The organism is Microbacterium shaanxiense (assembly GCF_054779995.1).
In genome coordinates, this window is the sequence record NZ_BAAGXE010000004.1 from 464909 (window position 1) to 487786 (window position 22878).

A 22878-nucleotide genomic window follows, 5' to 3' on the forward strand; every position below is an offset into this window, starting at 1 on the left:
AAGAACCCGGCTTCCGAATTCGATTCGGAAGCCGGGTTCTTCTTCATTCCTGGCCTATCGCGGGAACGCTGCGAGGGTCTCGGCCACGACCTGGCCGACTACTTCAGACGCGGCATCCCTGTCGGCGGGAACCAGTCCGATCCGCGTCCGACGGTCGAGCACATCATCGGCATCCAGCGCTCCTTCGCCGCGCACCGCGAACGCCACCTCGGCGCGGATGACGTCGATGCCCTCGGCCACGCGCCCCGCACCGCCTGAGCCGCCCGCCGCGAGGACTGCTGCGGCTTCCGCCCCGTAGCGTGCACGGAGAGTCGCCGACGAACGGCGGGAGACGCCCGGGTCCGCGATCGACACCGGCGAACCGGGTGCTCCGACGAGCGGCAGACGATCGGTGCGGCACCCTGGGTCGTCGATGCCTGCCTGCCGGCAGGCGAGATCGACGGCATCCTTCGCCATGGCGCGATATGTCGTGAGCTTGCCACCGAGGATGCCGACGGCGCCGTTCGACAACACCTCGACGCGGTGGCGACGGGAGATGTCCGCGGTCGACTCGCCGGCACCGGATGCGACGAGAGGACGGAGTCCGGCGAACGCTCCGCGAACGTCGTCGCGCGTGAGGGGACGCTCCAGCACGCGTGACAGCGTGGTCAGCAGGAAGTCGATCTCGTCATCGGTCGGCGAAGGCACGTCCGGAATCGGATCGGGGGCGTCCACATCCGTGAGTCCGACGATGACTCGTCCGAGCTGGGTGGGCAGGGCGAACACGAAACGACTGACCGATCCGGGGTGCGGGGCGGTCAGCGCAGCGGTCGGATGGCCGAGGGCCGCGGCATCCAGGACGATGTGGGTTCCCCTGCTGGGCCGGAGGCGGATGTCGGGATCGAGCTCTGCCGCCCAGACGCCTGCTGCGTTCACGACGGCGCGGGCGCGCACCCGCAACGAGCCACCGGTCAGCACGTCCTCCAGGGTCGCACCCTCGCCGTCGATGTCCGTCACTCGCGTGCGGGTGAGGATCTTCGCGCCATGGGCCGCCGCGGTCCTGGCGATCGCCGTCACGAGCCGGGCGTCGTCGATCAGCTGACCGTCGGAGGCGACCATCCCGCCCCGCAGCCCGCTCCTGCTCAGAGCGGGGAACATGCCGATCGACTCCCCCGCCGAGGCTCGACGCGGACGCGGCAGCACGTCACCTGGCGTACGGGCGAAGCGCCGCAACCCGTCGCCGAGCAGGAAACCGATGCTCCCGACGGTGCGCTGTCTGAACGACACACCGTCCACGAACGGGAGCAGCTGCGGCAACGGCCGGATGAGATGCGGCGCGATGCGCGTCATGAGCAGGTGGCGCTCGACGGCGCTCTCGCGGGCGACCGCCAGATCGCCGGATGCGAGGTAGCGCAGCCCGCCGTGCACCAGTTTCGAGCTCCACCTGCTCGTGCCGAATGCGAGATCGTGCGCCTCGGCGAGGACGACGGAGAGCCCACGGCTCGCGGCATCCAACGCCACTCCGACGCCGGTCACGCCGCCGCCGATCACGAGCAGGTCGATCTCTCCGCCGTCGGCGAGCGTCTCCAGGTCGCGAGCGCGTCTCGAGACGTTCAGCATGGACGAGGCCCTCACCCCGCCGGCGGCCCCCTCGTTCCCCCCTCGTCGACTCATGCGAGCAGATACCCCTCCACAGCGCGGGTGAGCTCCCGCTCCCACTCCGCGGCGCCGATCAAGGATGAGACCGCGTGGTGCGAGAGGATGGCGGACTGCACGATGAGCAGAAGCATGACCGACATGTCGCCCGGGTCCCCTTCGCGGACCGTGCCTCCGATCTGGCCACGGGCGATGGCGAGCTCGAGCCAGCGCAGCATCGCACGTTGGCTGGATCCGACCCGCTCGAGGCTGTACTGCGTGAACGCCTCCGGTTCTCGATCCAGCAGCCGCCCGAAGACAGGGTCGTGACGGAAGAGTTCGGCGAAGCGCATCACTTCTGCCACGAGCTGCGCGCCTGTGCGCACATCAGTCGACATCCTCCTGATGATCGACACGGTCTGCCTGAGCAGAGCCGCACGCACCACCTCATCGGTGCCGGCCCACCGCCGGTAGATGGTCGGCCGGCTCACACGCGCGTCGCGTGCGAGTTCCGCGATCGTGAACCCGCCCGTCCCGCGCGATGCGATCAGGTCGGATGCCACCTTGAGAAGACGCGCGTCGACCTCGTCCCACACGGGTGGTTCGAATCCGGCCGATGACACCATGACTGCTTGACGATCTTCCATGATGTGTCACACTGTAACGCATGACGACGGAGACGACACCGGCATCGACGACGAGCTGGAACGGCTGGGGCGATCCCGCGTTGGCCAAGGACCTTCCCCTGGCCGTGCGCGCGCTGCTGCCCACGATCCTCGGACGCATCCGCCGCCCCGAACCGCCGACCGCGCTGGCCGACGTCGTCGTGGCCGCCTCCGCTCTCACTGAGCAGGATCGCGCCGGCCTGATCTCGATCGTCGGCGTCGATGCGCTTCACACCGACGACGAGACGCGCATCCGCCACTCCGGTGGACGATCGACGCCCGACCTGCTGCGCCGCCGGCAAACGCATCAGGCGGTTCCGGACGCGGTCGTCTTGCCGGGTGATCACGATGAGGTGCTCCGCGTGCTCGGCTTCGCGGCAGCGCACGGCATCGCGGTGATCCCGTTCGGCGGAGGGACCAGCGTCGTCGGCGCGCTCGCACCCGAACGCGGCGCGCACGAAACCGTCATCGCGGTGGACCTGCGCCGCCTGAGCGGACTACTGCACTTCGACGAGATCAGCGGCGACGCCCGGTTCCTCGCAGGTACCACGGGCCCGGAGGCCGAGCGGCTGCTCACCGCGCACGGCTTCGAGCTGGGACACTTTCCGCAGAGCTTCCTCTACGCGACGCTCGGAGGATTCGCATCGGCGCGCTCGTCAGGCCAGAACTCCGCCGGCAACGGCCGATTCGACACGATGGTCACCGCGCTGCGCGTCGCGACGCCCACCGGCGAGATCTCGCTCGGCGGGGCACCGGGGTCGGCCGCCGGTCCGGATCTGATGCGACTCTTCCTCGGAGCCGAGGGCATCCTCGGCGTCATCACCGAGCTGAGCGTGCGGGTACATCCGCTGCCCGAGGCCCGCCGATACGAGGGATGGACCTTCGCTGACTTCGAACGCGGCGCCGATGCACTCCGCCGTGTCGCTCAGCTCGGCGCGGGACCGACCGTCATCCGGCTCTCTGACGAGGTCGAGACCGGGATCGGTTTCGCGCAGCATGGGCGTGTGGGCAAAGCCCTGGCGAAGGGATGCAGTGCGGTCACCGTGTTCGAAGGAGATGCCGCATCCGTCGCAGAGCGTCACGAGCGCACAGCACGCGTGCTCACAGACGCCGGTGGACGCCCGACCGGGCCGGCCCCTGCAGAGGAATGGGCGCGCGGACGCTTCGGAGCCCCCTACCTGCGCGATGCACTGCTGGATCACGGTGCCTTCTGCGAGACGCTGGAGACCGCAGCCACCTGGGCGGACCTCCCCCGCCTGAAGGATGCCGTCACCGACGCCATCCGCTCCGGATTCGGCGAGCACGGCTCGAAATCGCTGATCATGTGCCACATCTCGCACATCTATCCCACCGGTGCGGCGCTGTACTTCACCATCATCGGGAACCTGCGCGGTGATGTGCTCGACGAGTGGAACCGCATCAAGGCGGGCGTGAACGACGCGATCCTCGCACACGGCGGCACCATCAGCCATCATCACGGCGTGGGGCGGGACCACGCGCCCTGGTTCTCGCGCGAGGTCGGCGAGGGCGGGATCCGTCTGCTGCGTGCGGTGAAGGACGAACTCGACCCCTCCGGGATCATGAATCCTGGGGCACTGCTGCCGGCAGTCGCCCGCGCGAGGAGTTGACATGCGGCATGTCTTCGTCCTCGCCAATCCCGAATCAGGACGCGGCAGAGGCACCGCCGCGCGTGACGCCGCCATCGCACGACTGCATGAGCTCGGGGTCCGCGTCTCGGAGCGCACCGGTTCGTCGGTCGCCGAGACCCGTCGCTTCGCCGCCGAGGCGGTCGCGGCCAGGCCGGACGCTCTGGTGCTCGTCGGCGGCGACGGGACACTGGCGACAGTGCTCGATGTTCTCGTCGGGACCGATATCCCACTCGTGCTGGTTCCCGCCGGCACCGGCAACGACCTCGCACGCTCTCTCGGCGTCCCCTTCGGTTCGGTCGATACCGCAGCGATCGCGGCCGCCGCAGTCGTGCACGGGGTGCCGCGAGCCCTGGACGTGGGACAGGCGATCTGTCCGGACGGTGCGGCACATTTCCTCACCGTCGCCGCTCTCGGTTTCGACGCGAAGGTGAGTGAGCGCACCAATCGTCTGCGCTGGCCGCGAGGCCGCGCACGCTATTACCTGGCGCTGGTCATCGAATTGCTCCGCCTGCGGCCGATGGCTTTCGCTCTGCGCACCGACGGCGTGCGGAGCCCGCTGTCGGGCGGCACGCTCATCGCCGTGGGCAACACCCGCAGTTACGGCGGCGGGATGCCGGTGTGTCCGCAGGCCGACCCGCACGACGGCGTCTTCGATGTCGTGCATATCGCGCCGGTGGGCAGGATGAAGCTGATCCGACTCTTCCCTCGGTTGCTGCGCGGCACGCATGTGGAGCTGGCGCAGGTGACGACGATGCGTGCCGCGGTGGTCGAGGTCTCGGCTGCGGATCTCGTCGTCTACGCCGACGGTGAGCGCGTCGGCACCGAGAGCGTGCGCATCAGCACCCTTCCGGGAGCGCTGCGGATGCTGCTGCCCACGGTCGATGGCGATCACGAGACCCCCGACCCGCGGAAGGCGCACCGATGAACGAACGCTTCGATCACGACGTCGTGATCATCGGCTCCGGCTTCGGCGGCTCTGTGGCTGCCCTGCGATCGGTGGAGAAGGGCTACCGCGTGCACGTGTACGAAGCCGGACGCCGCTTCGAGGACGACGACTTCGCGAAGACCTCATGGGATGTCAGGCGTTACCTGTGGGCACCCGCCCTCGGATGCTTCGGCGTGCAGCGCATCCACAAGCTGCCTCACGTCATGATCCTCGCCGGGGCCGGCGTCGGCGGCGGATCGCTCAACTACGCGAACACGCTCTACCGGCCCGGCGCTGAGTTCTTCGTAGATGCGCGCTGGCCCGACGGATTCGATTGGGAGAGAGAACTCGATCCGCATTATGCGACGGCACGGCGGATGCTGGGCGTCGTGGAGCATTACCCCCACACCGGCCCCGTCGAGCGGATCATGGCCGGGGCCGCCGAGGACCTCGGCGTGGGCGGCACATTCCGCCACGCGCCGGTCGGCGTGTACTTCGGCACGCCGGGTGTGACCGCGCCCGACCCCTACTTCTCGGGCGACGGCCCTGCACGCACCGGATGCACGCTGTGCGGCAACTGCATGGTGGGCTGTCGTGTCGGAGCGAAGAACACTCTGGCGAAGAACTACCTCGCCCTCGCCGAACGGCGTGGTGTCACGATCGAACCGTTGCGCACGGTCGTCGAGGTGAAGCCGCTGACCGGCGGCGGCTACCGAGTGACGACTGTGCGCAGCGGAGCGTGGGTCCGACGACCGCGCACCGTGACGGCGGAACAGGTCGTTTTCGCCGGCGGCACCTGGGGAACGCAATCGCTCCTGCACCGGATGAAGGCGACGGGTGTGCTCCCCCTGCTGCCCGATTCCCTCGGGCACCTCACCCGGACCAACTCCGAGGCGCTCGACGGCGCCATCTCGGTGGCCGTACCCGACGATGTCGGCCTCGCGGACGGCGTCGCGATCACGACCTCGTTCCACGTCGACGAGCGCACTCACGTGGAGAACGTGCGATACGGTCCAGGGTCGAACCTGATGGGCATGCTCGCCACCGGGCTCGTCGACGGCGGCCGTCCGCTCTTCGCCCGGCTGGGCTCGCTGATCGGCCAGGTGCTCCGCGCTCCCCTCACCGCCCTCCGGCTCGGCTCCCTGCGGCGCTGGAGCGAGCGCGGCATCATCGCGCTCGTCATGCAGACCGCGGACAACTCGCTCACGCTCTCGGTGAAACGGCGCTTCGGCCGCTACCGCCTCACCAGCGCGCAGGGCGAGGGCGAGCCGAATCCCTCGTATCTGCCGGGCGCGCACGTCGCCGCCAGGGCGATCGCAGCTCGGCTCGAGAAGGAAGGCGGTGTACGGACCGAGGCACGCGGCTCGTGGCCGGAGGTGTTCGGCATACCGTTGACCGCGCATTTCCTCGGCGGCGCGATCGTCTCCGCCTCCCCGCAACACGGTGTCGTCGACGCGTACCACCGCATCTGGGGCTATCCGGGGCTGCACGTCGTCGACGGCGCCGCCGTACCGGCCAACCCGGGGGTGAACCCCTCCTTGACGATCACAGCGATGGCTGAGCGGGCCATGGCGCGCTGGCCGGCGCACGGTGAACAGGATTCACGGCCGCCGCAGCAGTACTGAGCGGAGCGGCCTCACTCCGACCCGACGAAGTCGGCGAGCTCGTTCGCGACCGCCGTGCCTTCCCGAGCGAACAGCGCAGGCTGCCCGAGTGGAGCGGCGACGGTGACGTGGACGACCTCGGCCGTGTCGCCGTATCGCTCTCCCGACCAGATGTGACGCCAGTGACCCGGTGGCAGCACGACTTCAACCGTCTCGGCACCCGGTTCGAGCACGGGCGCGAGCAGCACGTCGGGTCCCAACTGCAGTTCGTCATCGGCGCCGCCGTTCAGCTCTTCGTCGGGATCGAGCATCCAGGGATGCTGTGCTCCGGCGGCGAGCGGTCCCTCGGCTGCCAGACGATCCCGCTCGGGTGCGAGCGCGACGAACAACCGGGTGAGGCGACCGAGTCTCGCGGCGAGTTCTGCATCCTCCGCCGGCTGTGCGGCGAAAGCCGGCCGGTTGCCCTCGTGGGTGCGGAACACCGGCTGCAGCACGGATGCCTCGGCCCATCGCAGCACGAGTTCATCATCGCGAGCGACATCAGGCAGCACCGGCAGATCGACGCCCGTATAACCACCGATGTCGCCGTGCACCTGCATCATGCCGCTTGCAGCCAGTGACTGCGTGAGGGTCACGGTCGAGGCAAGTCCGTCGGTGCGCGACCAGTCCTGCGTCTGATCACCGAGCCAGAGCGCATCGGCGAGACCCGCGGACGTGGTGCCCCCGCTGCGGTGCCAGACGAATCCGTCCTCGGTCAGTCCGGCGATCTCCATGGCACGCTGGTTCACCTCCTGCCACAGCACCGGCCACCGCACGCGCCAGTCGATCCCGGAGCCACCGGCGAGCACAGCATCCGGCGGCGGCCCCTCCGCGAAGTCCGCCATCCAGCCGGACGCCCCGGCGCCGGCGACCTCGTCTGCGATGACCTCGGCGAACCACTCCCGAGCAGCCGGATTCGACAGATCCACGGTGGCGGCGGTGAACCCGTGCTGATCGGCATCGAGCACGCTCCCGTCCGCGGCGAGCGCGAGATAGCCGGCCGATTCCGCCTCTGAATACAGATCGCGACCGCCTCGCGAGGCGGATGCCGCACCGCTATCGACCGAGAGCGAGGGATTCACATAGGTGAGAACTCGGATGCCCTGGTCGTCGAGTTCTGCGATCAGCTCTTCCCAATCGGGGTACTGGTGCTCGTCGAGGCTCCAGTTCCACTGCAGTCTTTCGCCGAAGCCGGTCGTGCGCCGTCCCACCCAGTCCTGCAACCACACCGCGGCAAGCGGCACGCCTGCCGACTGCAGTGTCTCGATCTTCATCCGCACCTCGTCCGTGCCGCCCTGGAGACCTGCGATGAGTCCAGTGGCCGTCCACGGTGGAGGCGGCGCAGCCGCGCCGGCCCATTCGGATTGGATCGCCAGCGCCTGCGACGGAGTCTCGGCGGCCGCCAGCGCGAAGGTCGCCGTGCCGTCCCACACCTCCCAGGTCATCCTGTCGTCGGAGCGCAGGTCGACGGACGATATCGCGTCGCCGCGGTACGCCACGCTGCGCGCTGCGTCGGTGACGCCGACGGCACTGGTGAGATACGTCGTGTCCTGACCGCCGGCGGCACTCGCGGCGAGATCGACGAGCAGCGACAAGGGTTGCTCCCCGCGTCCGATTCCCTGCTCGCGGGGAACGAGTGCCACACGCGTACCGCGCAGATCCCATCCGGACGACTGCGCACCCAACCCGTGCACACCCTCTTCCGCTCCGAGCGCCGCAGCGAGGTACAGCCGATCAGCGACGGGGTCGATCCGCACCGACACCTCCAGACGTCCCGGCGCAGCCTCACTCATGCGCATCTCCCAATCGAGGGCTCCGTCGCCCTCGAGGGTCCCTTCGAGAACGAGCGAGCCATCCGCGTCGGGGCGCACGGTCGTGATTCGCTGGTCCGCCCATCGCTGCGTCAGGCGGTCGCTGACGCGCAGCAGGCCGAGGTCGTCGATGATGTTCGATGCTCCCTCTGCCGCGGCGAGGAACCCCTCGCCATGTGGGCTCTCCCAGACCGTGGTCGCCGCACTGGGATGCGTGACGCTGAGCCCCGTGTCAAGTCGCACCGTGAACGCGCCGACGCTCCACTCGCCCTCGGCACCCTCAACGATCAGGTCGCCCCTTGGCGCATCGGCGAGGGCTGTGGACGGCTGCGGAAGCTTCACCACGATGAAGACGGTTCCCACCATCAGCGCGACGACGACGAGCGCCAACGACGCGAGACCTATCCGACGTCCGATACGTGCGCGACGTGGCGGAACAGCGGCGGCGTCGGTCACACGCTGAAGTATAGGGTGCCCCTCACAGACCGCGCATGGTGATCAGATCCGCGGCGCTGCGGCGCAGCGGAGGCGATCCGAGTGCCCTGATCACCGCGTTGCGGGTGCCAAGGCCGACACCGTGGGCAGGCTCCCCCATGCTCATGTAGAACCACGAACGCCGCTGGGCCCGAGCGGCCGAGCGCAGCGCGCGTCGTCCGTAGGCACGGAAGTCGGGCTCAGTGCCTCCCGACGACTTCTCGATGGCCGCCGCGAGGTGCCGCGCGGCGTTCCACCCGAGGTTCATGCCCTGACCACCGATCGGACTCGTCTCATGAAGGGCGTCACCGAGGAGCACGACGCGGCCAACGCCCGCACGCGCCGCACGATGCTGTCGCGCGCGAAACGGCGTCGGCGGGAGCGCGAGGTCGGGCCGGATCCCGGTGCGCTCCTCGATCTCCTGCGAGAACGCCGCCTCATCGCGCAGCCGCTCCAGCGGATCGGCCACCACCCAGCGTCTACGTCCCTCCGGAAGAGGAAAGGACTCCACGATGCCGGCGGGCTCGCAGTACAGGCTCACCCTCCTGCCCGGCTCATCGTCGGCGACGTCCGCCATCGCATACGTGCCGCTGCCGCGCATCTCCCGCCATTCGACGCCCAGACGGCGGCGTACCCCGCTGCGCACCCCGTCCGCTGCGACGACGATGGATGCGGTGACCTCCCTGGCCACGCCCTCCGACTCGACCGTCAGGCGTACGACCTCGCCCTCATCGCGGAGGTCGCTCACCGCATGACCGAGACGCACGGCATCCGGCTGCAGATCGGCGAGGCGCTCCGAGAGCAGCGCATGCGTGCGGCGCTGCGGAAGGATCAGCACCTGCTGGCGAGGAGTGAAGGAGACCGAGGCGAGCACGCGGCCTCCACAGAGCACATCGCCGCCGTCCAGCGCCAGCGCCAGGCGTGCAGCCTCCGCTCCCACCCCGGCCGCGTCGAGAGCAGCGCGGCCGGGAGGGTGGATGCCGATCGCCCTGGAGCGGTCGTCATCCGAGGTGCGCTGTTCGAACACCGCGACGTCGACGCCGCTCTGCGCCAGCAGGCAGGCCAGCAGCAGTCCGACGGGCCCGCCGCCGACGACTGCGACGTCATGATCCGGCATCTGCGCCCTCGTACCGCAGTTCGAGCCGCGCGGGGAAACCGGTCCGCACCTGCCAGCCGCGCGGCACCACGGCGGAGAGCTCGGCGGGCGTGTACGCCCGGCGGATGCTGGCGAGCCCGTCGGGGCGGATGAACGATCCGGCGAGCAGATTCCTCGCGAATGGAAGGGTGGCGCCGGCGAAGCCTCGGTAGGCGAACCCGCTGCGTGCGATGTCCCGATGGATGACGAGTCCGTCCTCGTTGATGAGAGCCACCGAATCCTGCATCACCACGCCCAGTTCGCCGTCGCTCAGATGGTGCAGCAGATGGTTGGAGATCACGATGTCGAACGTCTCACCGGCAGCCACGAGATCGCTCGTGTACGCGCAGCGGTACTGCACCGCTCCGCCGCGACCGCGTGCCCACCGGATCGCTCTCGCATCGGCATCCAGAGCGGTGATCTCGATCGCCAGTCCGTCGTCGTGCGACCAGTCGGCGAGCGCGCGCGACACATCGCCGCCGCCCGCACCGACATCGAGCAGGCTGATCGGCCGTCTTCTCGCGAGTGGACGGATGTCCCGCCGGTACACACCGCGCCATCGCGAGACGACCGCGTTGATCAGGGCGAAGCGCTCGTAGGTGCGCTCGAGCATCTGAGGGTCCGCATCCGGATCGTCCATCAGCTCGCGCTCGTCGACGGCGCGGACCGAGAGGTCAGCCCTCATGCCGCTGCGTCACCGGCGCGACGACGGTCATCAACGCGGATTCGGCGGTGAGGCCGGGTCCGAAGGCCATCGCCGCCACGCGTTCCCCGTTGTGTGCGTCCTCCAGGATCCTGCTCATGACGAACAGCACTGTGGCGCTGGACATGTTGCCGTACTCCCGCAGGACTTCCCTCGCCGGCACGAGCTGCGCCTCGGACAGCAGCAGCTTCTCCTCCACACGGTCCAGGATGCTCCGGCCGCCGGGATGGATCGCCCAATGCGCGATGAGCTCTCCGATCTCGTCCTTGGCGAACGCGTCGGCCAGCGGCTCCTCCTCGGCGTACAGAGGCCGCAGCGCATCGTGGATGTGATCGCCGATGAGCTGCGGGACAGCCGTCGAGAGCACCATCTCGAAGCCGTTGTCGCCGATCGTCCACGCCATGTCCTTCTTGCCTTCGGGGATGACGCCGGTGTGGAAGCGGTCGAGAGCGAGTCCGGCGACCTCGGAGCCGAAGGTCCGAGACGTGACGAGGCCCGCCGCAGCGCCGTCGGCGAAGAGCGAGGTCGCGACGATCATGTCGGGGTCATCGGTGGAGCGCAGATGCAGCGTGCACAGTTCGACGCTGACGACCAGCACCACGGCATCCGGATCCCCGGCGCAGAACTCGCTCGCCGCTCGCAGCGCCGGCATCGAGGCGTAGCAGCCCATGAAACCGAAATGCTGACGGCGCACGCCCTCCCGCAATCCGAGGGCTCGTGCGATCTCGTAGTCCGGGCCCGGCGCGTAGAACCCGGTGCACGAGACGGTGATGACGTGGGTGACGTCAGCGGCGGTGATGTCGGGATCGGCGTCGAGCGTGCGCCTGGCCACCTCGACGAACAGCAGTCCCGCCTCTCGGATGTACACCTCGTTGCGCGCCTTGGTGCCCGGCTCGAGCAGCAGGCCGGTGTCGCGGTCGAAGAACTGCGGCGAGGAGGCCTCGGAAGAGAACGAAAGCTCCTCCAGCACCGTGTGCCGGGTGTCGATCCCCGATCCGTTGAACGACGCCGAGACGATGCGCTTGGCGAGACGGCTGATCTCGGGCTGCGCGGCGAAGACGTCTCGTACCTGCTCCTGCTCCAGCACCGTCTCCGGCACGATCGTCTGGATGGAGCGCAGTACAGCAGGTGGCGTCATGAGTGTCACTCAAGCACGACACTGCCTTCGCGGGGAAGGGGCTTGCGCTCAGAAGCCGAGTGCGCGAGCGAGTTTGGATCCGGATGCCGCGTGCCTGCCGCCCGCCGCGAAGACCGCGGCCTCGACGGCCGCGAAGAAGGCCTCGCGTCCTGCGGCGTCCGCCGGAGCGGCAGGGCCCAGCTCCATCTCCCATTCGCGCCATTCGCGCTCGGTCCCGGAGCGGAGATCCGTGGCACGCACGTGATCGTCGACGAACTCGGCGACGATGCCGCCCTGTCCGGTGAGCAGGTAGGCGGTGCGATCGTTGCGGATGCGTGCGAGCGGTGCGAGCGGATCGGTCGTCCAGCGTGAGATGGCCGCGGTCACGGCATCGGGCACTGCGTCGGAATCGCCCAGCGGCCAGCCGAGCTCGAGGCGTCCGTCGCCCTCGCGCGGCCCCTTGACGTGCCAGCCCTCGTCCGGTCCACCGGTACGGCGGCGCAGCGCCACGCCGGCTCGCGACAGCGTGGCATCCACCGTGTCGAGGTATGCGGCATCGAGCGCGCGATGCTCGCCGGAGGTCACCGCATCCACGCCGGGAACCGCATCCCAGGCAGGAAGAGGCGTATCGGTGTCGACGTCGTACTTGCGCTCGACCTCGACCGTGCGAGAAGGCTCAGTCGTCACTGTTCTCAGGCGTCGCCGTCAGTCGTCGCTGGGCGTGATGTCGTCGCTGGACTCGACGAACCAGAATCCGACCTCGGTGGGCCCGTCGCTCGCGCCGGTGTTCGCCGCGGCTGCGGTGCCTCGTCGGTAGACGACCTGGGTCGCGCCGTACGGTGCGATCAGTCTGTCCTGCTCGATGTCTTCGAGCGGGAGGATCTGCCCGTCGAGCGGGCCGTCGTGAAGTCGTGCGATTGCCATGTGCTCACCATAGTCCTGAGTGCGCGGCGTGGTGCTCACGCCACGGCGACGCCGAGTACCGCGCCGATGATCATCCAGGGGCCGAAGGCGATGCGGGTGGAGCGGTCGGCCCTGCGCAGTGCCATGAGGGCGAGGGCGTAGAACGCGCCGAGGACGAAGGCGGATGCCGCACCGACGGCGAGCGCCTGCCAGCCGTGCCAGCCCAGCATCAGGCCGATCAGCGCGGCGAGCTTCACATCTCCCCCTCCGATGCCGCCCCTGCTCGCGCCGCGCAGCACGGCGTAGACGCCGCCGAGCACCAGCATGCCGATCACGGCGCCGATCAGTGGGCCGCTGCGGCCCGTCACCAGTGCGTCGACCCCCACCAGTGCCAGCAGTGCCGCGAGCGTCGGCAGCACGATCCGGTTGGGCAGCCGGTGCGTGCGCGCGTCGATCGCGAGCAGCCAGACGCCGACGCCGGCCAGCGCGATGTGCACGAGCACGACGACCACGTCGTACGGCGTCACGGCTGAGAGCATGCCCGAAGGTTACGAGAACGGCGGATGCCGTGGATGAGGGCCTGTGGATAACCCGGCATCGCCGGGGCAGGTCAGAGATCGATGATGTCGAGATCGACGGTGAGCATGTCGCCTTCTTCTATGCCCTGCGCGTCGCGGATCGCCTTCTTCAGCGGCAGCACGAAGGCGTTGTCGCTGAAGAAGATCGAGGTCCGCCAGATGGAGGCGCCGATCCTGGCCTGCACGCGCAGCGAACCGAAGCCCCGTTTCGGTGCGGGCAGTTCGCGGAGCTCCAGCGAGAGCTCCTCGGGCAGGGTCGCGAAGTACCACGACTCCACGCGCTTGCCCCAGCGCGTGACCGGACTCTCGAACTCGATCTGCATGCGTCAACGCTACCCGGTGAACGGTTGTCGGATGTGCGAATTAGCATGATGGTTCCACTTGCTTTATTCGTAGATAGATTCGAGGATGGATGCATGGGCACCGCACTCTCCGCCCCTTCCGCTCTCCTCCGCGAGAGCGACGCCTCCCGCACGAGCACGGCCTCGCGCGCTCAGGAGGTGCATCGCCTGCGCGGTGAGATCGCCCGCATGCAGCGGCGACGAAGCGATGTGCCCTTCCTCCCTCTCGACCCCGCACTGGAGGGTCTGCTGCCCGATCCCGGCCTGCGGGTCGGATCCTCCTACTCCCTCTCTCCTTCGCCCAGTCTTCTGGGTGCTCTGCTCGCCGCCCCCTCGCAGAAGGGATCGTGGTGCGCGATCATCGGCATGCCCACGATCGGCGTCGAGGCGATGGCGGGGTTCGGAGTCGAGCTGGAGCGTCTCGTCCTCGTACCCGACCCTGGTCCGCGCTGGCTCACGGTCGCCACCGCGCTCTCCGAGGTGATCCCCCTCATCGCGGTGCACCCGCGCAGCAGGGTCGCCGATGCCGACATCGCCCGGCTGAACGCGCGGCTGCGCGATCGCGGCTGCACGCTGCTGGTCACGGCGCCCTGGCCGCAGAGCGAGGCGACGATCCGCGTGGAGGAGACCGAATGGCACGGCCTGGGCTCCGGCTGGGGCCTCCTCGCCGATCGCACCGTGACCCTGCGCGCATCGGGGCGGAGGCATGAGGCCCCGAGCCGGGTGCGGGTGCGGATGCCCACCTCGCTCGGCCGCGTGGATGCCGCTCCGGCGCCCCTGCGCCCGGTGGCTCCGCTGCCCGTACCCGCGCCCCTGACGATCAGCGCCGAATCCGACAGGTGGGCGGTGGCCGGATGAGCATGCCTCCTCGTCATCTCGTGCTGTGGCTGCCGGACTGGCCGGTGCGGGCGGCGCTCGGAGCGCCGCCCGCAGAGGAGCCGGTCGCCGTCGTTCAGGGGAACATCGTGATCGCGTGCTCGACATCCGCCAGGGCACAGGGCGTACGACGGGGTCAGCGCCGCCGGCTCGCGCAGACCCGCTCCCCTGCGCTGCGCCTGATTCCCGCCGACCCCCGTCGTGACGAGAGGGCGTTCCTGCCCGTGCTGCGCCTGCTGGAAGAGCTGGTGCCCGGCGTGCAGCCGCTGCGCCCAGGACTCGCCGCACTGCGCGCCCGCGGTGCGGCCCGCTACTACGGCGGAGAAGAGCAGGCGGCGCTGCGCCTCATCGATGCCCTCGCCGAGCACGAGCATCCCGATGCCCGTGCCGCCATCGCCGACGGGCTCTTCACCGCAGAGCAGGCTGCGCGTCTGGCGATGCCGGCTCTCGTCGTCGAGCCCGGCAGCGCGCGGGAGTTCCTCGCCCCTCTCCCCGTGCAGGCGCTGGGCGACGACGAGGTCACCGCCCTGCTCGGCAGACTGGGCGTCCGCACCCTGGCGGAGTTCGCCGCCCTCGCCGAGACCGACGTCCGCGACCGGCTGGGCGAGCGCGGTGCGAGATTGCATGCCCTGGCGTCCGGCGCCGATTCACGGCCGCTGGTGCCGCAGCATCCTGAACCGGAGCTCGCACGCGAAGTCGTGTTCGAGAGCCCCCTCGAGCAGGCCGATCAGGTGGCGTTCGCGGTGCGGCAGACAGCGGATGCCGTGACCGCGGCTCTCGCCGAGCTCTCGCAGGTGTGCACCGAGGTGCGGATCGACCTGACCGACGACGACGGGGCGATCTCGTCGCGGGTGTGGTTGCACCCCACCTCCTTCGAGGCGAGTGACCTGGTCGATCGGGTGCGCTGGCAGCTGGAGTCGCTCTCCGCTCCCGCGAAGAGCACGCCCGCCCTCGCGACCCCTGATCGCACGTCGGCCGGCATCGTCGAGGTGCGGATCGTACCGACCAGGGTCGATGACAGCGCCCACCATCAGCCGGGCCTCTTCGGGCAGGGGCCGCAGCAGCGGCTGCACCATGCCGTCTCCCGGGTGCAGGCGATGCTGGGCCATCGCGGCGTCGTCACCCCCGTCGTCATCGGCGGACGCCGGCTGTCCGATCGGCAGTTGCTCCAGCCATGGGGAGACAGAGTGCCGCCGGAGCGCGATGCCACCCTGCCATGGCCGGGCAGCCTGCCTCCGCCGTATCCGTCCGAGGTGTTCGACCCGCCGCTGCCGGCACGGGTGACCGCGGCGGACGGCACGCCGCCGCGGGTGGACGATCGCGGCGCGCTCTCCGCCGCCCCCGCATGGATCGAAGAGGCAGCGGTATCTGGCTGGGCGGGCCCATGGCCGCTGCGCGAGCGCACCTGGGACAAGACTCAGGGGCGCCTCGCACAGCGGCTCCAGATCGTCGACGAGTCGCAGCGCGCCTGGCTGGTGCTCTGGGAGCACGATTCGTGGTGGGTCGAGGGGCGGTACCGCTGATGGGCTGGCACAACCCGCCGCTGACCTGGAAGGAGCTCGAGCAGACCCTCAGCGGGCGCGCGCCCTCCGAGCCGGCAGAGCCCCGGCCACGACCCGACCCAGGGCCGGTCAGCCGTCGCCGTGCACCGACGGCTCCGCCGACGGTCACCCCGCCCGAGGATGCGGTCCCTTACGCCGAGCTGCACGCGCACACGTCGTACTCGTTCCTCGACGGCGCGTCCTCCGCCGAGGAACTGCTCGCCGAGGCCACGCGGCTCGGGCTCACGGCGCTCGCCATCACCGACCACGATGGCTTCTACGGCGCCGCCAGATTCGCCGAGGTCGCCGATCTGATGAGGGCCAGGGCTCAAGCCGAAGGACAGCGCGGAGCGCAGAAGCAGCTGCAGACCGTCTTCGGCGCCGAGCTGTCGCTCGGACTCCCCGCTCCGCAGGGCGGCGTTCCCGACCCCGCGGGCGAGCATCTGCTGGTGCTCGCCCGCGGACTCGAGGGCTATCACCGTCTCTCGGGAGCGATCACCAGGGCGCAGCTGCGCGGCGGAGAGAAGGGGCGCCCGGTCTACGACCTCGATGATCTGGCGGCGAGCGCGGACGGGAACTGGACCATCCTCACCGGATGCCGCAAGGGCGGCGTGCGCCAGGGGCTCGCGGCAGGCGACGCCGAGACACCGCTGCGCCGCCTCGTCGAGCTGTTCGGCCGCGACAGCATCGCCGTCGAGCTCTTCGACCACGGCGATCCGCAGGACACCCGTCGCAACGACGCCCTCGCCGACCTCGCCGCTGCGCACCGCCTCCCCGTGGTGGCGACGAACAACGTGCACTACGCGACTCCGCAGCGCGCCGGGCTCGCAGAGGCCATGTCGGCGATACGAGCGGTGCGCAGCATGGACGATCTGGACGGGTGGCTGCCCTCCCACGGCGCGGCGCATCTGCGCAGCGGCGCCGAGATGACCGCCCGATTCCAGCGCTACCCCGGTGCGATCTCGCACGGACTTCTCCTCGCCGAGGAGTCCGCCTTCCCGCTGCGCCGTGCACGGCCCGATCTGCCGAGGCAGAAAGTCCCGGAGGGGCACACTCCGATGAGCTGGCTGCGGCGACTGGTGTGGGATGCGGTTCCCGCTCGGTATCCACGACTCGACGACGACGGGCGGGCCAGGATCGAACGCGAGCTGAACGTGATCGAGGAGAAGGACTTCCCCGGCTACTTCCTGATCGTGCACGGCATCGTCACCGAGGCGAAGCGCCGCGGCATCCTCTGCCAGGGGCGGGGCTCTGCTGCGGCGAGCGCGGTCTGCTATCTGCTCGGCATCACCGCTGTCGACCCGATCCTCTACGGACTGCCGTTCGAGCGCTTCCTCGCCAGCACGCGCGAGGAGGAGCCGGACATCGACGTCGACTTCGACTCCGGCCGGCGAGAGGAGATCATCCAGTGGGTCTACGGCGAGTACGGCCGCGAGTGCGCCGCGCAGGTCGCGAACGTCATCCAGTACCGCCCGAAGAACGCCGTGCGCGACATGGCGAGGGCGCTGGGCTACTCCCCCGGGCAGCAGGACGCCTGGTCGCGCCAGGTCGACGGCTGGGGTGCCGACCTCATGCCCGTGGACGGCCATGACATCCCCGAGACAGTGCTGGAGTACGCCGGCGAGGTGCTGAAGGCGCCGCGGCATCTCGGCATCCACTCCGGCGGGATGGTGCTCACCGCGCGCCCGGTGGGAGAGGTCGTGCCGGTCGAGCACGCCCGGATGGAGAATCGCACGGTCATCCAGTGGGACAAGGACGATGCCGCCTGGATGGGTCTGGTGAAGTTCGATCTGCTGGGACTGGGGATGCTCGCGGCTCTGCAGGGCTGCTTCGAGCTGATCGCCGCCTCCACCGGAGAGACGTGGAGGCTGGAGACGATCCCCAAGGAGGAGCCGGCGGTCTACGACATGCTCTGCCGCGCCGATTCGATCGGTGTGTTCCAGGTGGAGTCGCGTGCGCAGATCGGGCTGCTCCCCCGACTGCAGCCGCGCAGCTTCTACGATCTCGCCATCCAGATCGCCCTCATCCGACCCGGACCCATCCAGGGCGGTGCCGTGCACCCGTTCGTCCGTCGCAAGATGGAGAAGGACCGCATCGATGAGGAGAATCGTCAGCGAGCGGCCCGCGGTGAGGCTCCGACGCCACCGATGGAGATCCCCTACCCGCACCCGGTCCTCAAGCCCGCTCTGGAGCGCACCCTGGGCATCCCCATCTTCCAGGAGCAGCTCATCCAGATGGCCACGACGATCGGCGACTGCACGGCCGACGAGGCCGACACGCTCCGGCGCGCCATGGGCTCCAAACGCGGCCTGGAGCGGATCGACAGCATCCGCGACAAGCTGTACGCAGGCATGGCGCGGCACGGGCTTTCCGATGAACAGTCCGATCGCATCTACGAGCAGATCCAGGCGTTCTCGAACTTCGGGTTCGCCGAGTCGCACTCGCTGTCGTTCGCGCTGCTCGTCTACGCCAGCTCCTGGCTGAAGCTGCACTACCCCGCCGCGTTCCTCGCCGGTCTCCTGCGCTCTCAGCCGATGGGCTTCTACTCGGCGTCGACGCTCACCGCCGATGCCAGGCGGCACGGCGTGGAGGTGCGCAGGCCCGACCTTCACGCATCGGCGGCGACCGACTCCCTGGAGCCCCTGTCCCCGGAAGACAGGTCGGATTCCCTCGGCCCCACAGGCCGGGACTCCTGCCTCGCCTACGAGCAGCCGGACCCGCCGCGTTTCGACCGCGATGCGCCGGATGAGTCGGCAGCGCACCGTCGTGACGGCGCCTTCGCCGTGCGTCTGGGGCTCAGCGAGGTGCGCGGGATCGGGAAGCCGATGGCCGAGCGCATCGTCGCGGAACGCGAGGAGAACGGCCCCTATCGCGACCTGCATGACCTGGTGCGGCGCACGGATGCCACATCCGCTCAGCTGGAGGCGCTGGCCACGGCTGGTGCCTTCGAATGCCTCGGACTGAAGCGGCGGGAGGCGATCTGGCTCGCGGGCGCCGCCGCCGAGGATCGCGCCCGCTTTCTGCCGGGCACGACCGTGTCCGTGCAGCCTCCGCTGTTCACCGACCAGACGAGCTATGAGCAGCTTGCCGCCGATCTCTCCGCCACCGGCGTCTCCACGGATGACCACCCGATGGCGCATTTCCGCTCCGCACTGAGCGAGCGGGGCGTGCTCACCGCCGCACAGCTACGCGATCATGAGGTCGGCCGGCGCATCGAGGTCGCCGGACTCGTCACCCACAGGCAGCGGCCGGCGACGGCGGCGGGGGTCACGTTCCTCAACCTCGAGGACGAGCACGGCCTCGTCAACGTGGTCTGCTCCACCGGGGTCTGGAATCGTTATCGACGGGTCGCGCGGGACTCACCGGCGCTGATCATACGAGGAATGCTGGAGCGCTCCCCCGAGGGCGTCATCAACGTGCTGGCAGACGGATTCCAGGATCTGCGCACCGGCATCGAGCACCGCTCACGCGATTTCCGCTGAACCCCTACCGACAGGTTCTTCTGCTATTTTCAGAAAATGGTGAATTTAGCTCAGCACCTGCCCAGGCCCGGCTGCGACCTGCGTTACTCCGACAGCGGTGGGGACCGCCATCCCGTCGTCTTCACGCATGGGGCCGGCGTGGATCACGTGATGTTCGACGCCCAGGCGCAGGCCGCGCAGGGAGCCGGCTTCCGCGTCATCCGCTGGGATCTGCGCGGACACGGCGCATCGGTTCTCGACGACGGCGTCCGCTTCCGCGCGCCCGATGCCGTCAATGATCTCGTGTCGCTCGTCGCGCACCTCGAACTCGAGCGCCCGACGCTGGTCGGCCACTCCCTCGGCGGCAACCTGTCGCAGACCGTGGTGAAGCAGCGTCCCGCTCTCGCCGGCGGGCTCATCGTCATCGACTCCACCTGGAACGCCGGGCCCCTGACGAGTATGGAGCGCCTCGGGCTGCGCCTGGCCGCACCGCTTCTCGCCCTGATACCCGCATCACGGCTCCCGGATCTCATGGCGAAGGCCTCCGCCACGACTCCGGCCGGCATCGCGTACGCCAGGGAGTGCTTCGCACGCATGTCGAAACCGGTGTTCCTCGACGTCTGGCGCGCCACGCTCTCGCTGGTCGATCCCGACCCAGGCGCACGTTCCTCCGTGCCGCTCGCGCTCCTCCGCGGCGCGGAGGACGACACGGGGAACATCCGCACCGCGATGCCGCGGTGGGCACGTGCCGAGGGCATCACCGAACACGTCATCCCCGCGGCCGGCCACATCTCCCCGCTGGATGCGCCGGATGAGGTCTCCGACGTGATCCTGCAGTTCCTCGCCGGCCGGATCGGAGGTGCGGAGCATGGATGACGACCGACAGAGGTTCATCAACACGGTCGGCGACCTGCTCACCTCCTGGAACCTCTCCCGCGCCACCGGCCGCGTCTACGGTCACCTGCTCGCGAGCGCAGACCCGGTGACCTCCGATCAGCTCCGCGCCGAGCTCTCACTGAGCACGGGTGCGGTGAGCGCATCCGTGCGTGAACTCGTCTCGTGGGGATTGGCGCGCACGATCCCCCAGCCCGGCAGCAGGCGGCTTCTCGTGGAGGCGGCGGGTGGATTCGAGCAGTTGCTCGCCGCGAGTCACGAACGTGCGCGCGCGTTCGTTCGAACGCTGCGCGCAGGAGAGGACGTGGTCGAGGGCGAGCACGCCGTCTCACGGTTGCGCGACGTCACGGATCTGTTCGAGGCATACATCGACTCCGGTGATCGGATGCTGCGCGAGCGCACCTGATCAGCACCGTGCTCTCGGGCGCGGAGCGGAACTCACCAGAAGCGCGGCGGCTCCGGCTCGGGAACGGTGTCCGCGCCGCCCCAGCGGAGCGCCTCGACCCTGGCGGCATCGGCCGCAGCATCCGCTCCGCGCAGCGCGACGTCGGCTTCTGCCGAGCCCGGTCCCGTCGGATCGACGACGAGCATGGTCTTGACCCCGGCTCTCGTCGGGGCGATCACGCATTCGATGACCCGGCCGGTCCAGGTCGCGGCATCCGAGACGTGTGACGTATCCTGCCGATAGCGGACACGCGTCTCCAGGTCGGTGACCACGACGACCGAGCGCGACCCCGCATCGTCGACCCGCTCGACCACCTCGATGCGATGCCCGTGGGGAATCGGTGCCGGCACCGCGATCGTGATCGTCCTGTCCATGGCTCCAGCCTATGAACTTCCGGCCCCCGGGCAAGAGCAAGGTCGTGCAGGACAGTGCCGGGGCGAGACCTCGCCGACTCCTATACTCGGGCCATGCCCTTCCCGCTCCGCCTCGATGCACGCGTGGGGCGACTGTACTTCGCCGTGCAGGCAGTGGCGGGTGCGGCCTGGTGGCTGGGCGTGTTCTTCAGCGACGGCATCCGCTCCCTCACTCTCGGGTCGCTGGATCCGATCCTCGTCGCGTGGCTCGACATCCCCCTGTTCGTGATCGGCTCTGCGCTCGTCGCATGCGGTGTGCGCCCGGTGGTGTGGGTCGTCGCGGCGTGGACGGCGCTGGTCGCGGCGGGTATGGCTCTGTACGCGACGGTGACGGGCGAGGCGGGGTGGGGTGCACTGCTGATGATCGCCGCGGCCGCCGTCGGCATCGGGGCCGGGCTGCTCATCCGCTTCGACAGGCTGCCCACGGAGTGGATCCTCTTCGGTCCGTTCGCCATCCGCGTGGCGCCATCGGCGTCCACCTCGGCGCATGTGGCACGCACGACGGGCCAGGTGGTCGTGTTCTGGGGGCTGTTCCTCGTGGTCTTCCCGGCGATCATCGCCGTCATCGAGCGTCGTTGGAATCTGCATCTGCCCCTTCCGGAGGCCGCACGATGGTCGGGGCTGGTGATTCTTCTGGCGGCCAGCGCACTGGGCGTCTGGTCGGCGGTGGCGATGTCGACGCGCGGAGAGGGAACCCCGTTGCCGTCTGCGACGGCGCGGCGGCTGGTGATCGCCGGGCCCTACCGGTTCGTGCGCAATCCGATGGCACTGGCCGGGATCGCGCAGGGCGCGGCGGTCGGACTGCTGGTCGATTCCTGGCTGGTGGTCGTCTACGCGCTGTGCGGCTCGCTGGTGTGGAACTGGGTGGTGCGTCCGCTCGAGGAAGCAGATCTCGCGAACCGCTTCGGTGCCGAGTACGCCGACTACACCCACGCCGTGCGGTGCTGGGTGCCCCGGCTCACGCCATTCCTTCCGGATGGTGAACATCCAGTGACTCAGCGGAGATCCTCAGGCTCGGCCTCCTAGCCTGGAGAGCATGGATGCCGGAGCCGAGAACCTGAACGCGATCGCCGCATGGGCGGTCGCCCTCATGGAGACTCTCGGCGGCTTCGGCGCAGGGCTCGCCATCGCCCTCGAGAATCTGTTCCCCCCGCTGCCGAGCGAGGTCATCCTGCCTCTCGCAGGGTTCGCAGCGGCGCAGGGCACGCTGGGTCTGATCGAGGTGCTGATCTGGACCACGGCGGGCTCGGTGGCCGGCGCACTCGCCCTGTACGGCATCGGCGCCTGGCTGGGACGGCGCCGCATGTATGCGATCGCCGAGCGGATGCCGCTGATCAAGGTCGCAGACGTGGAACGCACCGAGGCGTGGTTCGGCCGTCACGGATCGAAGGCGGTCTTCTTCGGCCGCATGATCCCCATCTTCCGCAGCCTGATCTCGATTCCTGCGGGGATCGAGCGGATGCCGCTGCTGCGGTTCACGCTGCTCACGACAGCCGGCAGCGCGATCTGGAACACCATCTTCGTCCTCGCGGGGTACTTCCTCGGCGCGAACTGGCACGTCGTCGAGGAGTACGCCGGCGTGTTCCAGAAGGTCGTGATCGCGGTCGTCGTGGTGGCGGTCGCCGTGTGGATCACGCTGCGGGTCCGCCAGGTGCGCCGCAACAGGGTTGCCGTCGACTGACGCGCTGAC

Annotated in this window: 21 protein-coding genes; 10 read left to right on the plus strand and 11 right to left on the minus strand. The window is 69.5% G+C overall.

The features are described from left to right. Window positions 1-54: 54 nt before the first annotated feature. Both ACYVG2_RS15685 and ACYVG2_RS15690 read right to left on the minus strand, forming a co-directional pair. Entirely contained in the window at window positions 55-1599 is a 1545-nt protein-coding gene (locus ACYVG2_RS15685) for a glycerol-3-phosphate dehydrogenase/oxidase (protein WP_460781823.1), read from the minus strand. A 50-nt stretch (window positions 1600-1649) separates the two neighbouring features. Continuing rightward, window positions 1650-2261: a TetR/AcrR family transcriptional regulator gene (locus tag ACYVG2_RS15690; RefSeq protein ID WP_460781825.1), complete on the minus strand. Its 612-nt coding sequence runs from the start codon at window positions 2259-2261 to the stop codon at window positions 1650-1652. A gap of 20 nt (window positions 2262-2281) precedes the next feature. Between ACYVG2_RS15690 and ACYVG2_RS15695 the strand changes: the two genes are divergently transcribed. The 3 genes from ACYVG2_RS15695 to ACYVG2_RS15705 are packed head-to-tail and all read left to right on the plus strand — an operon-like array spanning window position 2282 to window position 6478. Next, window positions 2282-3907: an FAD-binding oxidoreductase gene (locus ACYVG2_RS15695; RefSeq protein ID WP_460781826.1), complete on the plus strand. Its 1626-nt coding sequence runs from the start codon at window positions 2282-2284 to the stop codon at window positions 3905-3907. Between the two features lies 1 nt (window position 3908). Then, window positions 3909-4853: a diacylglycerol kinase gene (locus ACYVG2_RS15700; protein WP_460781827.1), complete on the plus strand. Its 945-nt coding sequence runs from the start codon at window positions 3909-3911 to the stop codon at window positions 4851-4853. Continuing rightward, the gene (locus ACYVG2_RS15705) at window positions 4850-6478 is read left to right on the plus strand and encodes a GMC oxidoreductase (protein WP_460781828.1); all 1629 of its coding nucleotides are present in this window, start codon (window positions 4850-4852) and stop codon (window positions 6476-6478) included. Before ACYVG2_RS15700 ends, ACYVG2_RS15705 begins: the two co-directional genes overlap by 4 nt. An 11-nt stretch (window positions 6479-6489) precedes the next feature. Here ACYVG2_RS15705 and ACYVG2_RS15710 read toward each other — a convergent pair whose 3' ends face one another. The 8 genes from ACYVG2_RS15710 to ACYVG2_RS15745 all read right to left on the minus strand — a co-directional run bounded on the left by ACYVG2_RS15710 (window position 6490) and on the right by ACYVG2_RS15745 (window position 13540). Continuing rightward, window positions 6490-8763 (minus strand): alpha-glucosidase, encoded by a 2274-nt coding sequence (locus ACYVG2_RS15710; protein WP_460781829.1) that lies wholly within the window; start codon window positions 8761-8763, stop codon window positions 6490-6492. A gap of 22 nt (window positions 8764-8785) precedes the next feature. Next, entirely contained in the window at window positions 8786-9898 is a 1113-nt protein-coding gene (locus ACYVG2_RS15715) for an FAD-dependent oxidoreductase (RefSeq protein WP_460781830.1), read from the minus strand. Continuing rightward, window positions 9885-10601 carry a methyltransferase domain-containing protein gene (locus tag ACYVG2_RS15720; RefSeq protein ID WP_460781831.1) on the minus strand — a complete coding sequence of 239 codons (717 nt, stop codon included), beginning with the start codon at window positions 10599-10601 and terminating at the stop codon, window positions 9885-9887. Before ACYVG2_RS15720 ends, ACYVG2_RS15715 begins: the two co-directional genes overlap by 14 nt. Continuing rightward, window positions 10591-11757, minus strand: a complete 1167-nt coding sequence (locus ACYVG2_RS15725; RefSeq protein ID WP_460781832.1) for a type III polyketide synthase — start codon at window positions 11755-11757, stop codon at window positions 10591-10593. Before ACYVG2_RS15725 ends, ACYVG2_RS15720 begins: the two co-directional genes overlap by 11 nt. Window positions 11758-11805: 48 nt before the next feature. Beyond that, window positions 11806-12423, minus strand: coding sequence for a CYTH domain-containing protein (locus ACYVG2_RS15730; RefSeq protein WP_460781834.1), 618 nt, complete (start codon window positions 12421-12423; stop codon window positions 11806-11808). 18 nt (window positions 12424-12441) lie between these two features. Next, window positions 12442-12660, minus strand: a complete 219-nt coding sequence (locus ACYVG2_RS15735; protein WP_448965966.1) for a response regulator — start codon at window positions 12658-12660, stop codon at window positions 12442-12444. Between the two features lie 35 nt (window positions 12661-12695). Then, window positions 12696-13178: a prepilin peptidase gene (locus tag ACYVG2_RS15740; protein ID WP_460781835.1), complete on the minus strand. Its 483-nt coding sequence runs from the start codon at window positions 13176-13178 to the stop codon at window positions 12696-12698. Window positions 13179-13249: 71 nt separating this feature from the next. After that, a complete protein-coding gene (locus ACYVG2_RS15745) occupies window positions 13250-13540 on the minus strand; it encodes a DUF1905 domain-containing protein (protein WP_460781836.1) in 291 nt (96 codons plus the stop codon). A 93-nt stretch (window positions 13541-13633) separates the two neighbouring features. On the opposite strand from ACYVG2_RS15745, the gene ACYVG2_RS15750 reads away from it, so the two are divergent. From ACYVG2_RS15750 to ACYVG2_RS15770, 5 genes are read left to right on the plus strand one after another with little or no spacing between them, the layout of a single operon-like run. Then, on the plus strand, window positions 13634-14416 hold the full coding sequence (locus tag ACYVG2_RS15750; RefSeq protein ID WP_460781837.1) for a hypothetical protein: 783 nt from the start codon (window positions 13634-13636) through the stop codon (window positions 14414-14416). Further along, complete coding sequence (locus ACYVG2_RS15755) at window positions 14413-15957, plus strand: DNA polymerase Y family protein (protein WP_460781838.1); 1545 nt, start codon at window positions 14413-14415, stop codon at window positions 15955-15957. The genes ACYVG2_RS15750 and ACYVG2_RS15755 overlap by 4 nt, the downstream gene beginning before the upstream one ends. After that, window positions 15957-19457, plus strand: coding sequence for an error-prone DNA polymerase (locus ACYVG2_RS15760; RefSeq protein WP_460781955.1), 3501 nt, complete (start codon window positions 15957-15959; stop codon window positions 19455-19457). The genes ACYVG2_RS15755 and ACYVG2_RS15760 overlap by 1 nt, the downstream gene beginning before the upstream one ends. Before the next feature lie 36 nt (window positions 19458-19493). Beyond that, window positions 19494-20312 (plus strand): alpha/beta fold hydrolase, encoded by an 819-nt coding sequence (locus ACYVG2_RS15765; RefSeq protein ID WP_460781839.1) that lies wholly within the window; start codon window positions 19494-19496, stop codon window positions 20310-20312. After that, a complete protein-coding gene (locus ACYVG2_RS15770; protein ID WP_460781840.1) occupies window positions 20305-20736 on the plus strand; it encodes a GbsR/MarR family transcriptional regulator in 432 nt (143 codons plus the stop codon). The genes ACYVG2_RS15765 and ACYVG2_RS15770 overlap by 8 nt, the downstream gene beginning before the upstream one ends. A gap of 32 nt (window positions 20737-20768) precedes the next feature. On the opposite strand, the gene ACYVG2_RS15775 is transcribed toward ACYVG2_RS15770, so the two are convergent. Beyond that, window positions 20769-21149, minus strand: a complete 381-nt coding sequence (locus ACYVG2_RS15775; protein ID WP_460781841.1) for a hypothetical protein — start codon at window positions 21147-21149, stop codon at window positions 20769-20771. 93 nt (window positions 21150-21242) lie between these two features. Here ACYVG2_RS15775 and ACYVG2_RS15780 point away from each other — a divergent pair, with 93 nt between their 5' ends. Both ACYVG2_RS15780 and ACYVG2_RS15785 read left to right on the plus strand, forming a co-directional pair. Beyond that, entirely contained in the window at window positions 21243-22214 is a 972-nt protein-coding gene (locus ACYVG2_RS15780) for a methyltransferase family protein (protein WP_460781842.1), read from the plus strand. A gap of 10 nt (window positions 22215-22224) precedes the next feature. Continuing rightward, entirely contained in the window at window positions 22225-22869 is a 645-nt protein-coding gene (locus tag ACYVG2_RS15785) for a DedA family protein (RefSeq protein WP_460781843.1), read from the plus strand. Window positions 22870-22878 lie beyond the last annotated feature (9 nt).

Excerpts from the sequence above, each read along its gene's own strand:
- ACYVG2_RS15685 (WP_460781823.1), bottom strand. The coding sequence starts at position 1,599 with ATGCTGAACGTCTCGAGACGCGCTCGCGACCTGGAGACGCTCGCCGAC.
- ACYVG2_RS15690 (WP_460781825.1), bottom strand. The coding sequence starts at position 2,261 with ATGGAAGATCGTCAAGCAGTCATGGTGTCATCGGCCGGATTCGAACCA.
- ACYVG2_RS15695 (WP_460781826.1), top strand. The coding sequence starts at position 2,282 with ATGACGACGGAGACGACACCGGCATCGACGACGAGCTGGAACGGCTGG.
- ACYVG2_RS15700 (WP_460781827.1), top strand. The coding sequence starts at position 3,909 with ATGCGGCATGTCTTCGTCCTCGCCAATCCCGAATCAGGACGCGGCAGA.
- ACYVG2_RS15705 (WP_460781828.1), top strand. The coding sequence starts at position 4,850 with ATGAACGAACGCTTCGATCACGACGTCGTGATCATCGGCTCCGGCTTC.
- ACYVG2_RS15715 (WP_460781830.1), bottom strand. The coding sequence starts at position 9,898 with ATGCCGGATCATGACGTCGCAGTCGTCGGCGGCGGGCCCGTCGGACTG.
- ACYVG2_RS15720 (WP_460781831.1), bottom strand. The coding sequence starts at position 10,601 with ATGAGGGCTGACCTCTCGGTCCGCGCCGTCGACGAGCGCGAGCTGATG.
- ACYVG2_RS15725 (WP_460781832.1), bottom strand. The coding sequence starts at position 11,757 with ATGACGCCACCTGCTGTACTGCGCTCCATCCAGACGATCGTGCCGGAG.
- ACYVG2_RS15735 (WP_448965966.1), bottom strand. The coding sequence starts at position 12,660 with ATGGCAATCGCACGACTTCACGACGGCCCGCTCGACGGGCAGATCCTC.
- ACYVG2_RS15740 (WP_460781835.1), bottom strand. The coding sequence starts at position 13,178 with ATGCTCTCAGCCGTGACGCCGTACGACGTGGTCGTCGTGCTCGTGCAC.
- ACYVG2_RS15745 (WP_460781836.1), bottom strand. The coding sequence starts at position 13,540 with ATGCAGATCGAGTTCGAGAGTCCGGTCACGCGCTGGGGCAAGCGCGTG.
- ACYVG2_RS15750 (WP_460781837.1), top strand. The coding sequence starts at position 13,634 with ATGGGCACCGCACTCTCCGCCCCTTCCGCTCTCCTCCGCGAGAGCGAC.
- ACYVG2_RS15755 (WP_460781838.1), top strand. The coding sequence starts at position 14,413 with ATGAGCATGCCTCCTCGTCATCTCGTGCTGTGGCTGCCGGACTGGCCG.
- ACYVG2_RS15760 (WP_460781955.1), top strand. The coding sequence starts at position 15,957 with ATGGGCTGGCACAACCCGCCGCTGACCTGGAAGGAGCTCGAGCAGACC.
- ACYVG2_RS15765 (WP_460781839.1), top strand. The coding sequence starts at position 19,494 with ATGGTGAATTTAGCTCAGCACCTGCCCAGGCCCGGCTGCGACCTGCGT.
- ACYVG2_RS15770 (WP_460781840.1), top strand. The coding sequence starts at position 20,305 with ATGGATGACGACCGACAGAGGTTCATCAACACGGTCGGCGACCTGCTC.
- ACYVG2_RS15775 (WP_460781841.1), bottom strand. The coding sequence starts at position 21,149 with ATGGACAGGACGATCACGATCGCGGTGCCGGCACCGATTCCCCACGGG.
- ACYVG2_RS15780 (WP_460781842.1), top strand. The coding sequence starts at position 21,243 with ATGCCCTTCCCGCTCCGCCTCGATGCACGCGTGGGGCGACTGTACTTC.
- ACYVG2_RS15785 (WP_460781843.1), top strand. The coding sequence starts at position 22,225 with ATGGATGCCGGAGCCGAGAACCTGAACGCGATCGCCGCATGGGCGGTC.